The sequence below is a fragment of the Ohtaekwangia kribbensis genome (assembly GCF_042676245.1).
In the GTDB taxonomy this organism is placed as follows: Bacteria; Bacteroidota; Bacteroidia; order Cytophagales; family Cyclobacteriaceae; genus Ohtaekwangia; species Ohtaekwangia kribbensis.
On record NZ_JBHTKA010000007.1, the window covers coordinates 239,806 to 256,614 of the forward strand.

General features: G+C 45.1%; 11 protein-coding genes. 7 read left to right on the plus strand and 4 right to left on the minus strand.

Annotation, left to right across the window (positions count from 1 at the left end):
- The first annotated feature begins 4 nt into the window (after window positions 1–4).
- From ACFQ21_RS16235 to ACFQ21_RS16260, 6 genes are all read left to right on the plus strand, one after another.
- Entirely contained in the window at window positions 5–1,030 is a 1,026-nt protein-coding gene (locus tag ACFQ21_RS16235; protein WP_377580329.1) for a FecR family protein, read from the plus strand.
- Complete coding sequence (locus ACFQ21_RS16240) at window positions 1,024–3,660, plus strand: TonB-dependent receptor (RefSeq protein WP_377580330.1); 2,637 nt, start codon at window positions 1,024–1,026, stop codon at window positions 3,658–3,660. The genes ACFQ21_RS16235 and ACFQ21_RS16240 overlap by 7 nt, the downstream gene beginning before the upstream one ends.
- Before the next feature lie 2 nt (window positions 3,661–3,662).
- The gene (locus tag ACFQ21_RS16245) at window positions 3,663–4,436 is read left to right on the plus strand and encodes a DUF4249 family protein (RefSeq protein WP_377580331.1); all 774 of its coding nucleotides are present in this window, start codon (window positions 3,663–3,665) and stop codon (window positions 4,434–4,436) included.
- A 234-nt stretch (window positions 4,437–4,670) separates the two neighbouring features.
- Entirely contained in the window at window positions 4,671–5,780 is a 1,110-nt protein-coding gene (locus ACFQ21_RS16250; RefSeq protein ID WP_377580332.1) for a hypothetical protein, read from the plus strand.
- A 183-nt stretch (window positions 5,781–5,963) separates the two neighbouring features.
- Window positions 5,964–6,596 (plus strand): HAD family hydrolase, encoded by a 633-nt coding sequence (locus ACFQ21_RS16255; RefSeq protein WP_377580333.1) that lies wholly within the window; start codon window positions 5,964–5,966, stop codon window positions 6,594–6,596.
- The gene (locus tag ACFQ21_RS16260) at window positions 6,586–7,752 is read left to right on the plus strand and encodes a site-2 protease family protein (protein ID WP_377580334.1); all 1,167 of its coding nucleotides are present in this window, start codon (window positions 6,586–6,588) and stop codon (window positions 7,750–7,752) included. The genes ACFQ21_RS16255 and ACFQ21_RS16260 overlap by 11 nt, the downstream gene beginning before the upstream one ends.
- Window positions 7,753–7,945: 193 nt before the next feature.
- On the opposite strand, the gene ACFQ21_RS16265 is transcribed toward ACFQ21_RS16260, so the two are convergent.
- From ACFQ21_RS16265 to ACFQ21_RS16280, 4 genes are all read right to left on the minus strand, one after another.
- Window positions 7,946–9,886 carry a T9SS type A sorting domain-containing protein gene (locus ACFQ21_RS16265; protein ID WP_377580335.1) on the minus strand — a complete coding sequence of 647 codons (1,941 nt, stop codon included), beginning with the start codon at window positions 9,884–9,886 and terminating at the stop codon, window positions 7,946–7,948.
- Between the two features lie 37 nt (window positions 9,887–9,923).
- Window positions 9,924–10,721, minus strand: a complete 798-nt coding sequence (locus tag ACFQ21_RS16270) for a PASTA domain-containing protein (RefSeq protein WP_377580336.1) — start codon at window positions 10,719–10,721, stop codon at window positions 9,924–9,926.
- 34 nt (window positions 10,722–10,755) lie between these two features.
- Window positions 10,756–11,841 carry a D-alanine--D-alanine ligase family protein gene (locus ACFQ21_RS16275; RefSeq protein ID WP_377580337.1) on the minus strand — a complete coding sequence of 362 codons (1,086 nt, stop codon included), beginning with the start codon at window positions 11,839–11,841 and terminating at the stop codon, window positions 10,756–10,758.
- Window positions 11,842–11,939: 98 nt separating this feature from the next.
- Window positions 11,940–14,033: a choice-of-anchor J domain-containing protein gene (locus ACFQ21_RS16280; protein ID WP_377580338.1), complete on the minus strand. Its 2,094-nt coding sequence runs from the start codon at window positions 14,031–14,033 to the stop codon at window positions 11,940–11,942.
- Window positions 14,034–14,308: 275 nt separating this feature from the next.
- On the opposite strand from ACFQ21_RS16280, the gene ACFQ21_RS16285 reads away from it, so the two are divergent.
- Entirely contained in the window at window positions 14,309–16,747 is a 2,439-nt protein-coding gene (locus ACFQ21_RS16285) for an ABC transporter permease (RefSeq protein ID WP_377580339.1), read from the plus strand.
- Window positions 16,748–16,809 lie beyond the last annotated feature (62 nt).

A 16,809-nucleotide genomic window follows, 5' to 3' on the forward strand; every position in this document is an offset into this window, starting at 1 on the left:
GTGCGTGAAAGATGATTTCAACGATAGTGTAAAAGAGCTGATAACAAAATATCTGGCCGATGAAGCTTCTTCGGAAGAGACGCGTGCGTTGCAAGACTGGATCACGCAGGCTCCCGAGAATGAGCGTCAGTACCTGGCCTATAAACGAGTTTTTGAACTGAGCCAGCAACACTATGCGCAGAAAGCCGAAGACACACACACGGTAGATATTGACCAGGAGTGGAACCACTTCATGAATAATATTCGTGAACGAGCGGCTGAACCTGAAGCTAAGATTCGTACACTGGAGAAACCATCCTATAGCGTGTGGTATAAATTGGCAGCGGCTGTATTACTTTTTGCAGTTTCAGGGTGGATCATTATGCGATTTGTTACCGGCGGCAACGATATGACCTATCAAACCGCATCAAATACCATGACCGTAAAATTACCCGATGGATCGCAGGTAATCCTCAATCGTAATTCCGAGTTGTCCTATTCAGCATCTTTTGATGATGAGAACAGAACGGTGATTCTGAAAGGAGAAGCGTTCTTTGAGGTAACACCGAATCCGCAGAAACCCTTTATTATCCAAGCGAATGATGCGCGTGTAGAGGTAGTGGGAACATCTTTCAATGTACTGGCGTATGATAGCCTGGGTGAAGTAGAGGTAGTGGTACAATCCGGAGTGGTAAAGCTTACCGGGGCAGATCGTAAAGCAGAAGTAAAACTGCAGGCAGGCGATAAAGGTATATATAGCAAGACTTCACATCAACTGAGTAGCGGTATAAATAAAGATATCAATTTCCTTTCCTGGAATACGCGCAAACTCGTTTTCACCGAAGACGATCTTCGTACAGTCGTGGCAACGTTGAATAAAACGTATCATACGAATATATCCATCGCAGCTGATGTACCGGCTTCGTGTGTCGTAACGGTTACGTTTGATCAGCAGTCACTGGAAGCTGTGTTGAATGTACTGGAGACTACACTCAATCTTACACTCCGCACCAGCGGAAACCAGATCGAAATTACAGCAGCAGGATGCTAACATTTTTTGAAGGAAGAAGAAAGTTTACGCTTGCCTGGCTTGTGGTGCCAGCGATGTTTTTATTTCTGAACGCATCTGCGCAGAACAGTTTACCCGAAGTATCGATCAGTATAGATGCCCACGGTACATTGGCTGAGTTGTTGGAGATCATTGCTAAGAAAAGTGGTGTTCGCTTCTCCTACAATCCCAAAAAAATTCCGGCTGATGAAGTTACGCGGTATACTGCCGTGAACAAAACCGTGAGTGCAATTCTAAAAGATATTTCCGAACGCTTTGGTATAAAATATACCCTCGTGGAAGGACAGGTAATTCTGAAACCTGATAAACGACCGGACAAACCTGCTGCTTCGGTATATACATTAAGCGGCACGATAAAAGATGCCGGTAACGGTGAAGCATTGATTGGCGCAACTGTATTGATCAAAGAATTACAGACGGGAACTATTACCAATGCATTCGGTTTTTTTTCGATCACCATACCAAAGGGGAAATATACTGTATCGAGTTCGTTTCTTGGCTATAAAGATCATTTGGCAACGGTAGATCTAAGCACGTCCATTCAGCAGGATATTACGCTGGATGAAGAACTGCCGGTGCTGGAGGAAGTAGTGGTGAGCAATGAATTGCCGGACGTAGTGCAGGAAATTACTTCGGGCAACACGCACGTGCGACCGAAAGCTGTAGAAGAGCGGCCCGCACTCTTTGGGGAAATGGATGTTGTTAAGTCGCTTGAATCTATACCGGGAGTAAAGCTGCATGCTGACGGTTCAACCTTTTATTATGTGCGCGGAGGAAACCGCGATCAGAACCTGGTGTTGATAGATGATGCCCCGATCTATAACCCGAGTCACATGCTCGGTTTGTTTTCAACCATCATTCCCGATGCAGTCAATGATATGACGTTGTATAAAGGCGAGATGCCTGCATCACTCGGTGGACGTTTGTCTTCCGTACTCGACATCCGTACGAAGAAAGGAAATGATCAAAATGTAGAAGTGTGGGGAAGCACCGGACTGATATCAACGAAGCTCGGTGTGGAAGGTCCGTTTCGTAAAGATGTGAGTTCGTTCCTGGTATCGGCACGTGCATCAACGTTGAAGTGGATCGTGCAGAAAGTAGATGATGATATCAGGCAATTTGATTTCTATGATTTTACCACGAAAGTAAATGTGCGCATCAATCCGGGTAACCGTATTTTCTTTTCATTCTATACCGGTGCCGATAATTACTTTGATACCGACAATGGTATATCATGGTCTAACACAGCCGGCACACTGCGATGGAATCACTTGTTCACAGACCGATTGTTCATGAACACTACAGTGGCGTTGGCCGGGTACGATTATTTTTTGCATTCTGATACCAAAACCAACACACGCTGGACTTCCCACATATCCAACCTGAATGTAAAATCAGATTTCAGCTACTTCATCAAACCGCAGAGTGAATTAACGTTTGGACTGGGTATTAACGGATATAATTTTAATCCGGGTAACCTCAAGTCTGATACTGCGATCACTTCCGTGCCTTCGCTCTCCGTACGCAATTCGGTAGAGCTTGTGCTATATGCTAATCATGAATTGAAACTAAATGAGAAGTGGGGTGTAAATTATGGCGCTCGTTTCTCGCTATGGTCCAATACAGGCGAGGCTTTTGAATTTGTTTTTGATGAGAACAGAAACCCGATCGATACTTTATACTATGCGAAAGGTGATGACTACAAGCAATATGTAAATATAGAGCCACGCCTTACCGTAAGTTACCTGCTGAATGAGAATGCGTCAATCAAAGCAAGCTATGCGCGCAATGCACAGAATGTACACCTGATCTCTAACTCCATCAGCCCGTTTACTTCACTGGAAGTTTGGTTGCCGAGCAGCATCAACATCAAACCACAGATCGCCAACCAGGTTTCACTTGGTTACTATAGATCGTTGCCGCACGCAGGTACCTCGCTTACAGCCGAAGCATTCTATAAAAAGATGGAGCACCAGATCGACTACAATGCGCATGCTGAGACATTGTTGAATCCGTTGCTGGAGCGTGAACTGCGCTTTGGTACGGCAACTGCGTATGGTATCGAACTGCTTGCCAAAAAAGATGTTGGCCGACTCCGCGGCTGGGCCGGGTATACCTACTCACGCGCCAAACGAAAATTTGCAGATATAAATGAAGGCAAAGTATATAATGCTTTTTACGACAGACCTCACCAAGTGAACCTGATGGTAGCATACGATATATCGCTTCGCTGGAACGTTGGTTTGAACTGGACATACTCTACCGGTGCACCGTTTTCTTCACCAGTAAGTTTCTACTGGTATAATGGTGAGGAGGTGCCAGTATATGGACAGAAGAATAATGATCGCTTGCCGGATTATCATCGCCTGGATATGTCGGCTACATTCAAGCTGAATAAAAATCCGGAGAAAAGATTTCAGCATAGTATCTCATTTTCGGTATATAATCTTTATGGTAGAAAGAATTCGCTCTTTGTTAACTATAACAAAGTTGAAGACAGCGATGGAGAATTGCATATACCTTCCAATTTACAGGATGCCAACCGGGTAACGTCACACTTCTATATGTTTCAGTTTACACCATCGATAGCGTATAACTTTAAATTTTTATGAGCATGCGTTATACCATATTGTATTTCCTGTTGTGTACCTCGTTGATAGCTTGTGAGGAGGCTACAAATTTTCCGCTTACAACAGACAACTCCAATCTTGTGGTGGTAGAAGGTATCCTGACAAATGAAAATATTAACCACCGCATCAAACTTACGCGGCCCTATAAAACGCAAAACGAAATTCCGGAGGCGATTACCGGAGCTGTAGTTACATTGAATGATGAAAGTGCATCGTATATACTTACCGAGTTGCCCGCAGGATCGGGCGAATACTATACACCTCAGATGCGAGCCGTTACCGGAAGAGTATATACGCTTACCATTGCATACAATAAAAAGGAATATACCGCGCAGGATAGTGCCGTTCCGGTAGAAGTTTTGGATGCCATTCAATATAAAAAAGCCGGGGATCAATATGAACTTGTATTCGCTCCTTCCGGACAAGATCCCAACTTTATTGAATACACTATAGTAGAGAATAACACCGCTGCCGGCCGACTGGTATATTATGATTTAAAGACGCTGGATGTAAATGAAATTTACAAACCGGATAAAGAGGATTTTGCATTTGCTGCAGGAACAATTGTTATCCGCAGGAAATATTCTGTGAGCGAAGCGTATCGGGCATTTTTACGATCCATGCTTTCAGAAACGGAATGGCGTGGTGGCGTATTCGATGTGCAGCGCGATAATGTCTCTACCAACCTCAGCGATGGTGCTGTTGGTTTCTTCGCAGTATCTACTGTTGTGGCAGATACTACCGTGATCACGGAATAATTAGATTCATTCTTATCTTTTTAATTGAGGGCGATGATAACTTCATCGGTGGAATTCTATTTTTCCCTAAAAATCGCTGGGAAAAGCGGTTTTCTCTGGTTTCTAAAATTTTTTAAAAATGACATAAGGGTAACTGAATATCCGCGTGTTCTAGGTATGAAAGGCAGATTAACCACCTGCCTTGCTAATGAAACAAGAAACCAAAAACACGAACATTAATTAAACACTAGAAACATGAAGACCACAAAACTGATCTCTTTTGTCCTATGCACAGCAGTTTCGTTCGCCCTTTTGTTGACATCCTGTGAACCTAACCAGGACGTAACCAACGATGAAGATATACTCCCTACATCGTTCAGTGTAGATATACCAGCCTCAATTACCAGCAGCAACACCAATGGAAGAACAGCCAGTGATACTGTCAATGGAAATGATGTATACATTAACCTCGGAACATTTATAGCAGTAGGAGAGGCTTCTTCGCAATTGGTAGAAGAATTTATAGCCGGCATCCGCAGGTATAAAATAGATCGCGTTATGTCCATCACGTATGTTGGCGAAGACGACAACCGTGTTAAGAACCTGGTAGTATTGTCCAATGTATCTTTCGAAGGAAAAGAGTGGGACTACGAACTTACGGTTACAGATGCGGACTCCGAAGGTGAAGCCGATGGCGGTAAAGCATTGCAGATCTTCTGGAATAAATCCAGCACAGTAGCAGGTATAGCCATCATTAAACCCTATAACTGCGACCGAACTAAAAATGCCAATGCTCCGGATGCCATGTTCCGCGTAGACTATAGCGAAGCCGGTGAACTGGGCTACGATGCGCAGATGGAAGTAAGCATTGCCGGTTTACCAGTAGGCAGTCCGTTGGAACAACCGTATGCTATCAACTCGCTGCATATGTTTGCCGGTAAAAAAGGCGATGTTGTAGATGTATACGGTAACAGCAATCACCCGAACGCTATATTACTGACCGGTAACGCAGGCTTTAACTGGGCGTTTGTTGCTTCGGGTAACGATCCTGCAAATATAGGTGTGGCCGAAGTTGGCTTGCCGCCCAGCACACTGGATTCTGATGATCGTGCCGTACTGCTGAAAGAGTACTCGATCAAAAATGTATTCACAAACGAGATCACGGCTGTATGGCCAGGTATTGATCAGGACTTGCTGGCCGCATATCTCTCCACCACAGCTGCTCCCGGATATTTCAACAACCATGGATTTATATCGGGTGGTAAATCGCCTGGCGCTGCATGGGATGTACTTGCCAAGCGACTGGATTCACTGAGTCCGTACAATCCGAAAGAGACCAGCAACCTGACGCTTACGTTCAAATAGGATTTTCCCAGGTGATCTGAGCGCACAGGCAAAAGTACGTTTCCGAAAACCGAGCCTCTGGTGAATGCCAGGGGCTTTTTATTTGAATGGCGGGCTGAATTCCGTTTGTGGCGATTAAAAGAAAAGTTTCCGGAGGATAGCCAGCTTTTCTTATTTTAGCGCTCTGTATCAAACCAACGTTTTGTGGCGCAGGATTCTTCTATCAAAAATCTCATCTTCGATCTGGGGGGTGTCATATTGGATCTTTCAGTCGAACGAACCTTGCAATCTTTTGCAGATATATCCGGTCTCAAAAAAGAGCGGGTAAAAGAATTGTTTATCTCGTCAAAAGGTTTTCTCGATTATGAGAAAGGTGAAATTGAAGATGGAGAATTCCGTTCGTTCGTACGCGACCTATATTCAGTGCAGACCGATGACGATGCACTGGATGCAAGCTGGAACGCGATGCTACTCGGTATACCGCAACAAAAGCTGGATTTGTTGCTGAGTCTCAAAGAGAAATTCAATGTATACCTGCTGAGCAATACCAACAACATTCACCTGAACTATATCAACGATAAGATTATGACACCGGTATTCGGTGAAGCATCGCTCGATCGTTACTTTCATAAAGCGTACTATTCACATCACATGAAGAAACGCAAGCCGGACGCGAATATCTATGAGCAGGTGCTGGATGAAAATAATCTGAAGCCACACGAAACTCTCTTCCTGGATGACAATGCCGATAATATAGCAGGAGCGAACGCACTGGGTATACGTACGGTGCATGTTGTTACACCTGATCACATAATAGCGTACTTCAATGGCAAGTAACAGGCGTACAGTACTTATTCAGATCGGCTTGTTTATTGTTACCTTCATTACAACCACCCTGGCCGGTGCGGAGTGGTGTTATATGAAGTCACTCTTCGTAGGTACAAAAAGTGGTGGTGTAGACTTTAACACCGCATATACATGGAACGACTTTCTCCGCGGAATGGAGTTCTCAATTCCGTTTCTGCTGATATTAACCGTGCATGAGTTCGGACATTACTTTACAGCCATGTATAATAAAATACGGGCTTCATTACCATATTACCTTCCGTTCCCGCCTAACCCAATTCTGCCTTCTATTGGTACGTTGGGAGCTGTTATTCGCATTGAAGATCGTGTGCGCTCGAATCGCGAACACTTTGATATAGGTTTAGCCGGACCGCTGGCAGGATTTATAGTTGCATTAGGCATCGTGATTTATGGTTTTGCTACATTGCCATCTGCCGAGTATATATTTACCATTCATCCGGAGTATAAACAGTTTGGTTTGAACTATGCCGATCATGTTTACAAGACGGAGTATACCCAAGGTAAAACAATGGACTTCCAGGTTGGACCTACTTTACTGTTTACTATTTGCCAGAGTTTTGTTACGGACAAGGCACGTATTCCCAATCCACATGAGATGATGCATTACCCGTTATTACTTGCCGGATTTATTGCACTCTTCTTTACCAGTATGAATTTACTGCCTATCGGTCAACTCGATGGGGGGCATGTAACGTACGGTCTATTCGGTTCGCGCGGACATAAGATCATCGCTTCTGTATTCTTTGTGTTGCTGATCTTTTATTCAGGTCTCGGTTTAATAAAAGTTACCACACCTGTTGAGACATTGTTGTGGGCGGTGCCGCTTCTGATTTTATTCTACTATACATGTTTTGGCGCGCTGAAGCTTTTGAAGCGCGATCGCATCATGTATGCACTCATTATGTTTGCTGTGCAACTTGTACTGAGCTGGGCTTTCCCGGCAGTAGATGGCTACTCAGGTTGGATATTATTCGGTTTCATTGTAAGTCGTTTTGTAGGCATTGAACACCCGCCAACCGAAATACAGGAACCACTCGACACCAAGCGTGTTATACTCGGCTGGCTTACCTTATTGATCTTTATACTTTGCTTTAGCCCTACACCGTTGTTGATTGAGATACGGTAACGATTTTTTCAATGTATAGATATCACCTCGCCGGATGCGCTCATTAATCAATTCGGGGTATTCACTGGTGATACACTTATTTGCTAATATTGCTATGTAAAAGAAAAGCAACCTGGATATCGTTAAGCGAATTTGTCCCAGGCACTAACTATACCGGGCGCTGACGATACGTATTCGGTGCAGCTGGTTTACTTTACCGCACAACAATCTTATGCGCGATAACGGAATTTCCTTTGCGAACTTTAAGGATATATAGTCCGGGTGAGGTTTGCTGCAGGTTTACCTTTTGTTGTTCGCTGCTATATTCCTGAACGATGAACGGAATAGATTGTCCTGCCAGGTTGATAACCTGTACAAGTTCGGTTTTGCTGTCAATATAAAACTCTCCGTTATTCGGGTTGGGATATGCCTGGATCGTAACAACTTCTTCCGGAATGCCCACCGGGTTATCAACACCTTTTCCAAATAGCGGACGAATCATGAGGCTTCCGTTTACATCGGTGTTCTGATACCAGCCACCGCCTACATCTACAAAAATACGATCAGCCGTGTTGTTGTTATAATCAAGGCCGATGCGTACTGAAGGTGAAGTATAGCCTATATAAAAACGGTTTTGTACGCGCACCGTTTCGAGTATATTAACACGCTGAAATTTGTTTACAGCGTTTTGTACTTTCAACGTATAGCTTGAAATGGTATAAAGCGGATCTCCCGGCATACCATTGTTATCTTCGTATACAGCGAAATTTACCAGTGGGTTACTGGTGAGCCCGAAGTCAGGGAAGTACACATCAAAGCCTGCCAGCGTATCAACATCATCGGTTAACATGTCAAAGGCGTACGCGAGTTTATCGGTAGTTGTGTTGAGACGTGCTGAAAATTCGGCTGCGCCGTCATCGTAAGCGTAGTAATCTTTTAGCCTGTACGTTGTCGTAAGTGTATCGTTGATGCGGAAGTCAACCGGCAGAAAGCCCGGGCGGCCGCTATCAAGGTTATCACCGCTGATAACTTTCACTTGCAGGTCTATATCAATCGAATCAGCCGTAGGACTGAATTGTTGAGGATCGCTTGTGTCAGGTTTATTTTCGATTCGTACGCGGGCGCGTTCTGACGGAGCCATCAACCCTCCGTTTGGACCAACACCACCGGTGCCGAAGAGAATAGTATGATCGTTTGCTGCACCGCCTGTATAGTTTCGGAAAGTCATATAGGCTTCGTACCCGATCGCAATCTCAACCACTGCCTTCTTTAAATTCTTTACATCAAACTCAACACTATCAAAGGCACTCTGCTTTCTGAAATGCTCCAGCGGTACAGCGGTATATCTTCCGAAAAGCTGTGTAGCCTGCGATGCCACTGAACGATCCGGAAACGACAAGCTGCTTAATGTTCTGTTCTTGTTCAGGTATATATAGTCTATATTCCAGGTATCGAACGGCCCGGATTTACGACCAAAGTTCTGAAAGCGGAACTGAAAATTTTTGTGGAAGAAAAAGCGGTCGCCCGTGTTGGGTATTTGTATAATGGTATCGTAGAACTCCGTGCGGCTCAGGGTAGTTTTGGGTACGATCGTCATAACAATTGCCCAACTGCTATCGCTGTCGCGCATTTCGAGTTGAAGAAAATCATTCGGATCCGGTGGCTCGCCATTTCCCTGCCACTGGTATGCAAAGCTGAGGTAAACCGTGTTACGTTCAGCAACGGCTACTTTAGCTTCACTCAGGTCGATCGGTTGTGATACCAGGCTATCGCGGTAGCCGTTCGCGAGTATATCAGCCGAGTAGGGGAGACCTTCTTCATTCAGACCATCGAAGGTCGCTACATTTATACTCGGAGCGTTTACACCAATGCCACGGTTTATCCATACACTCTGGCTGTTTACCCAAATGGAATCCAGCGGATCGTTAGCCGTTGTATCATTCGGATCATCTACCGGGGTGAAAGAGAAGTCATCCCAGAACGGAAGCGACAAAGGAGTTGTTGCTTGCGTGCGTGCAGCCGGTGAGCCTATACGCGCTTTAGTATGGTTGCGTATTTTTCGCTGGGTAGCGTCCAGCATCAGTTGCCCCAGCCCTTCCGTTGTAACGAGGAGTGAAGCAAACAGAAGGAGTATATAGAATTTAGAAGACCTCATCGAAGAGGTCTTTTTAAGATTGCTTGTGGAGTAACTATTACAATTCTTCGCTATCATCATCTGAAGGTACGGATTCGGGTTTACCTATCCATAGATCAACGACATCACCTGCCTTAATCTTTTCTCCGGCCTCGGGTATTTGTTTTATTACTACGGGCGTTATGCCAACGGTATCATCTTCAAGCGTCACAGTGCCTACATTCAGGTTAGCCCCGAGAATATACACTTTTGCATCTTCAAATTCCTGTCCTACCATGTTGTCAATGGTATAGTCGCCTTTGCCGCCATCCATTACCACGAGGTCAATAACAGAACCTTTCGGAACGCGTACGTTGGGTTCGATGCGCGCACCCCGGTATTTCATTTCTTTCACCACGTTGAAAGGTCCGGGTACCAGTTCGATCCGGCCGCGCTTCAATTCATTACTGGTTAACACAGCATCGGCATTTACCACAGAGCCGTCAATAAGATTTGGTACCGGTACAGTAGGAGCCGTAACGTGATTGATGGTGATGAAGATCTTCCTTCCTTCCTTTACCTTGGCACCTGCATGCGGGTATTGTTTCAATACGGTAAGAGGAGGATATTTGGATGAATAGGTCGAGTCGCTTACTTCATAGCGAAGATCTTTCTTTACCAGGAAATCTTCCAGTTGCTCAACCTTCATACCTTCTATGTTCGGTACTGTAATGCTTTCGCCATGATTGGTTACGCTGGGCAGGTAGGTAAAGAAATAGATGGCTACCAGTATCAGCATAATAGCCACAGCTACTACAACACTAATCAATATGCCTCCAAGTGTATCAGGAGCGAATTTACCGGGGAAGAGTTTCATTTCACGTAAGGTAGTTAACAGCAAATATACGGCATCAGAATTTTAAACCGGACTGGAAACCGCGTTCAATGCGTTTACTACGGTCGTAACGCTCCTGGGCCAGGTTGAGAAGCCGCGTGATCAGCTCAGGAAAACTAACGCCCCGCTCTTTCCACATAACAGGATACATGCTGGAATTAGTGAAGCCGGGAATGCTGTTGATTTCGTTGATATAGATATTTCCTTTTTTATCGAGGAAGAGGTCGATGCGCGAGAAGTCTTCACAATGAAGAGCCTCGAATGCTTTTACAGAAGCCTTGCGTATTTTTTCAGCAACACTTTTGTTCAGCTTGGCCGGTACATCTATGCGCACGGCATTGGGGTCTACATATTTAGCATCGAAGGTATAGAATTCATAATCCTTGCTGATCACAACTTCTCCGGGATAGGAGGCTTCCGGAGGAAAATTACCGAGTACAGCACATTCAATCTCGCGACCGGATATATACTCTTCGGCAATCATTTCATCATCATAGCGGAATGCTTCTTCCACCGCCTGCTTGAAATCGTTCTTGTTTTTTACTTTCGATACACCTACCGATGAACCCAGGCTCGCTGACTTCAGCATAAACGGTGTGCCTAATTGTTTAGCGATGGAGTTGAAAGTGATCTTGTCTTTCTGATCGAAGCGGAACGTCATGAACTTGGTTACCGGCAGACCGGCTTCTTTCAGCAAACGCTTCGCTACAATTTTATTCATGGCCATGGAAGAACCCAGCACGCTTGTGCCTACCATCGGAACGTCCATCGCTTTGATCATCCCTTGTATACTTCCGTCTTCACCATCGGTGCCGTGCAGTACCGGGAAGATAATATCAACCGAGAAACGCTCTCCGTTCGAGAGAACCAGGAAGCCTGGCTTTGCCGGATCGAGCACCAGACCAAGTGCCTGGCCTTTGTCAATATTTTTATCAACGCCTTCGGTAAGATACCACTTGCCGGTTGTGCTGATACCGATCGGAACAGGTTCAAACTTCTTTTTGTCTATGTACTCAAAAATGTTGCGGGCTGAATTGACCGATACACCGTGCTCTACTGAGCGACCTCCGTACAGGATGGCTACTTTCTTTTTCTTAGGCATCTGCAAAAAATATTTCTTGCCGAAAGATAATGAAATGCCTGTATTGCACAGAATGAATTACGATGTTCATTCTACACAAAACGCTCAATGTGGTAATTTTACTTGACAACCACCCGGGAAGTCCACATACCTGTGGAAGTTTTGATACGCAGAAAATATATACCGGGCTTGAATGAAGCCAGCGAGATCGTAGTGGTTTCGTTAAACACGGTGTTAAAGGTCTGGCTCAGCACGCGTTGTCCCACAGCGTTGGTAAGTTCGGCATATACAGCTTGCTCATCCACCAGGTACGATACAACATTTACTTCGCCCTCAGCAGGGTTGGGGTATAGGCTGAACTGCCCCGGCTCTGACACCTCGATGTTATCCAGGTATAGATTGCTGCCGTTGCCATTGGAGAATACAAACGCAATGCGGAAGTCAGGATCATTCCGGTAGGGGCCGAGTGAGACAATATATCGCCTGAATAATTGATCGGTTGATGTAAGCTGCGAGCTCTCCAGTTGCAGAAGTACAATATCAAAAGCCGGGGAACATCCGGTGGATGCGCGTACAGTTAATGCATCGAGGTAGCCGGCATGCTCCTGGTAAAAGGTCTCAAAGCTCAATACAGGGTTTTGCGTGTTGCTCAGGTTCATCACCGGACTTACAAACCACGCCTGGTCATCGGTGTTTGCATTGGCAGAGGCATTGAAATATAGCGTGCCGTTGTCGTTCAGGTCGGTTGTTTGCCAGTCCATTCCCTTCGTAGGATTTATAAGGGTCCACGAATCACGCAACGTACCTTCAAATGATTCACGAAGCGGCAACGGCTCTTCGGTATTTTTAACGATCACCGTTGTCTCATAACTGTTGTTATAGGGATTCACATCGATACCTCCGTTGGGCTCGTCCATTTCAAACACGATTGTGTTCTCGCCTTCATCCAGTTGAATAGTGGGTAATTCAACCGTAACTTCATCGCCTTCTGCCAATGTAAAGCTGCTAAAGTTTTCCTCTTTATAGGTGCCGTTAACCGTATAGTTTATCGCGAACGATGTGATCGGTTCGATACTGTTATTTACTTTCACCGTTATTTTCGGAACAACGCTGGTATTGCAGAGTACCGGAGATGGAGAGACTATATTTTTAATCAGCAGATCGTTGCCGTCAACATTGGGGGGTAATAGTCCCGGAGAAGTAAGCAACGATTCTCTTCGTGGACTATTCTCCAATACAGTAACCATACGCGCCACCTGGTCTTCAGTAAAAAGATTCATGCAGGCATCGTAGGTATAGTCCATATAGTTTTGAAACATCTTTGTGGCATTACAGGAAGCCGCTGGATGTGTCGGACAATCATCTGTGGAATGATCCTGTGTAGGCGTATCGTTTATATAGTCAGTGCTGCTGCAACTGTTTACATCGCCCCAGATATGACGCAGTCCGAAGAAGTGACCGATCTCGTGGGTAGCTGTGCGACCGCGGTTATAGTTCGCGCGTAGATTGAATGCTCCGTCTTCCACTGATCCGAAAACCCGGTAATTAAAAACAACACCATCCGTCTTGGCTAAACCACCTTGATAGGGTTCAAGTCCGGGTAGATCAGATATAGGAAACTGCGAGTAGCCGATATAGTCCGTAAGATTGCAAACCCAGATGTTAAGATATTCTTCCGATGACCAGTAACTCAGCGCTTTCAATTCCACATCATCACCGGATGTCCACGAAGTCTGTGTGCCTTTTACCCGTACAATACCATTGGTAGGAAAACCATCAGGCGTTCTTTTGGCGAGTATAAATTCAATATTCATACTGCCGGCAACAGCAGCGAACTCAGCCGGAGTTGAACTTGCATCGTTGTTGGTACGCTGGTAGTCGGCATTCAATACGCGTATCTGTGAGAGTACCTGGGCATCGGGTATATTAGTGCCATTACCCACAGCCTCTCCGTTGTGAATGATGTGTACTACCACCGGTATCTGGTAGGTAGACTGGATGCGTCCTCCGCTGGCCTTTCGTTGTTGTATAGCTTTGCTCAGCCACCGCTCAAACTGTGCATCGTCTTCCGGAAGCCGAAGCTTGTTCCGTTGTGCGTTCGTATAAGGAACGACACCACAGCGCTCCTGCGCGCGCGCATACTGTGTACTTATCACCACAACCAGTAAAAGAACTGCGTGTCTTATCAGGGGGGAAGCAAGAAGGCGATTCAATATAGTCACGTTAAGAAAGGTATGCCGACAAAATTCAATAGGGAAATATACAAAGAGTAACCGTATCTTCTGAACGCGGTTGTAAAGATTATCGGTCGATGTATTTCAACAGCTTCCGGTGGAGGGAGCACTCAAAAAAATCCGGCTGCCAGCCATACGCTTCGGTTTGAAGTTTTCGTTTTTAGACGTGAGATCAGGTAACGCAGCGTTGGGTACTGCTTGCTGCTGAACGTTAAATTCATTAGCTTCCATAATCACACAGCTACACCCTATATATGCTACGACACTATATCCGGAAAGAGTGGCGCTATATCTGCCGGGACAAAGTCTTCACCGCTATAAATTTGCTCGGGCTCACCCTGGGCATGGCAACCTGCCTGTTGATTTTGCTATATTCTGTTTTTGAACTTCGGTATGACCGGTTCCACCAGCATGCTGATCGTATCTATCGCATTACAACATCATTGTATGCCAACAACAAGTTGATTACGAACAGTGCGCTTGCTCCCGTATCTGCAGGGCCGACAGTGAGTGGTGAGTTTGCAGAAGTTACCCTGCAGGGCAGGTTGGTTTCAACGCGAAGCTGGTTCGATTGCAACGTAAGTTATACTGATCATGGCAGCGCCATAGTATTTCATGAGCGCAACCTGTACTATGCCGATGCTGCTATACTCAGCATCTTTACCTTTATTTTCGAACAAGGTGATCCGGCAACAGCGTTGACAAGTCCTTTTTCTGCTGTGATCACGTCTTCGGTTTCCAGGAAATATTTTGGTGACGCAAATGCTATCGGTAAAGTATTGCGGATGAAAGGAAGCTCGGATGAACATGACTATACGGTAACGGGCGTGATACAGGATCTCCCGGAAAATTCTCACCTCGATGCTACCATTCTTTTGTCGATGCATTCCCTCGAGAATAATATATACTTTAAGAATTTTGATTGCTATACCTATTTGGTGACTGCGCCTCATACCGATGCATCACGTATGCAGGCAAAGTTGCGTGATTTCAGTCTGCACTACAGGCCGGAAACCTTGGGTAAAGATGATCGTATTCATCTTTCGTTGCAGCCTGTTACGGATATACACCTGGATAACTGGCTTCATGACGACATGCAACCTGCGGGAAATAAAATTGCTATATATTTTCTGATTGCCGTTGCTTTTGCGATTTTGCTGATCGCATGGATCAACTATATGAACATGACTCTGTCGCGTGCCGTGACGCGTGCGAAAGAAGTAGGTATACGAAAAGTATCCGGAGCGAGTCGGTTGCAGCTACTTTTGCAGTTTGTTGTTGAATCAGTTATTGTGAATGCGCTGAGTATACTGCTTGCCATGATGCTGGTATATTTTGCGTTGCCGTTCTTTAACTCGATTACGGGCATTGATGTTCCGTATTCGTATTTGCTTACTGTTCTGTTTAGTCCAACCGGTATATTGGTAGCGATTGTATTTACGGGAGGTATATTATTTACGAGTATATATCCCGCACAGGCAATGGCTTCGTACAACCCGGCTGTAGTTTTGAAAGGTAAAGTTTCCGGTAAAAGCAAAGGAGGCGTATTGCGTAAAGCACTCGTTGTTTTTCAGTTTACATGCGCCAGCAGTCTTGCTATGGCTGTGTTTGTTTTCTATGAGCAATTCACCTTTATGCAAAGGCAGAATATAGGGATTGATATTGACCGAACCATTGTAGTCAAGGCGCCTTCGATGGTAGACTCAACGTACCAGGCACGCATGGCAAACTTTAAAACAAAACTTCAGCGACAGTCTGTGATCCGTACGATAACAAGTTCAAGTTCTGTGCCGGGTGAACAGATTGATTGGACAGGGGTGATCAGAAAGGAGAACGATGAAGGCAGATTGAATTTTGCCATTAATGTAGTGGACGAAGATTTTATTGCTGCCTATAAATTACGATTACTCGCGGGCCGGAATTTTGTACAAGCCGATTATCCGACTGGTAAATTTGGTGATAAAGTTGAACCTGTAATGCTGAACAAAACTGCGGCCATACAATTAGGGTTTAACGCTATAGATCGCAGTATAGGCTCATTTATCTACTGGAACGATGAGAAGTGTGAAGTAATTGGCATTGTTGATGATTATCATCAGCAATCGCTGAAAGATGCATTATCGCCTATCGTATTTACAGCGAATCAAGGTCCTTCAATGTCGCTAAAACTGCAACATGATGACGCGTTGAGCGTAACCCATGCTATACATCAGATCAGACATCATTGGAGAGAATTTTTCCCGGAGAGTCCGTTTGAATATGTGTTGCTGGATGATCTATACAGTCAACAGTATATATCCGACAAACGAATCGCCAGGCTTTTTCAATTCTTCTGTTTGCTTGCTATTGTAATCTCGGCCCTCGGCTTGTTTGGACTTGTGTCGTTTACGGTGCGACAACGGGTAAAAGAAGTTGGCATCCGCAAAGTGCTGGGCGCTTCACCGGTAAACCTGGTGGCGTTGCTAAATAAGGAATTTCTGCTGCTGGTAGGTATAGCATCGGTAACGGCTGGTCCAATTGCATATATAGGTATATCCCAATGGCTGCAGAACTTTGCCTATCATATTGATCTGACTGGCTGGCATATTATCGTTCCTGTACTATTGGTGTCAGCCATTGCGCTAAGTGTTATCAGCCTGCATACGGTGAAGGCAGCCCGTGGCAATCCGGTGGATGCCCTTAAGTATGAGTAACAGATTGCTATAGTTGTATATTCAGGCAGTTCTAAATATAAATGGGATTGACTTTCATCAAT

Bases quoted from the DNA above. Each gene is read 5' to 3' on its own strand.
- ACFQ21_RS16245 (WP_377580331.1), top strand. From the start codon at position 3,663: ATGCGTTATACCATATTGTATTTCCTGTTGTGTACCTCGTTGATAGCT.
- ACFQ21_RS16275 (WP_377580337.1), bottom strand. From the start codon at position 11,841: ATGCCTAAGAAAAAGAAAGTAGCCATCCTGTACGGAGGTCGCTCAGTA.
- ACFQ21_RS16250 (WP_377580332.1), top strand. From the start codon at position 4,671: ATGAAGACCACAAAACTGATCTCTTTTGTCCTATGCACAGCAGTTTCG.
- ACFQ21_RS16270 (WP_377580336.1), bottom strand. From the start codon at position 10,721: ATGAAACTCTTCCCCGGTAAATTCGCTCCTGATACACTTGGAGGCATA.
- ACFQ21_RS16240 (WP_377580330.1), top strand. From the start codon at position 1,024: ATGCTAACATTTTTTGAAGGAAGAAGAAAGTTTACGCTTGCCTGGCTT.
- ACFQ21_RS16260 (WP_377580334.1), top strand. From the start codon at position 6,586: ATGGCAAGTAACAGGCGTACAGTACTTATTCAGATCGGCTTGTTTATT.
- ACFQ21_RS16265 (WP_377580335.1), bottom strand. From the start codon at position 9,886: ATGAGGTCTTCTAAATTCTATATACTCCTTCTGTTTGCTTCACTCCTC.
- ACFQ21_RS16285 (WP_377580339.1), top strand. From the start codon at position 14,309: ATGCTACGACACTATATCCGGAAAGAGTGGCGCTATATCTGCCGGGAC.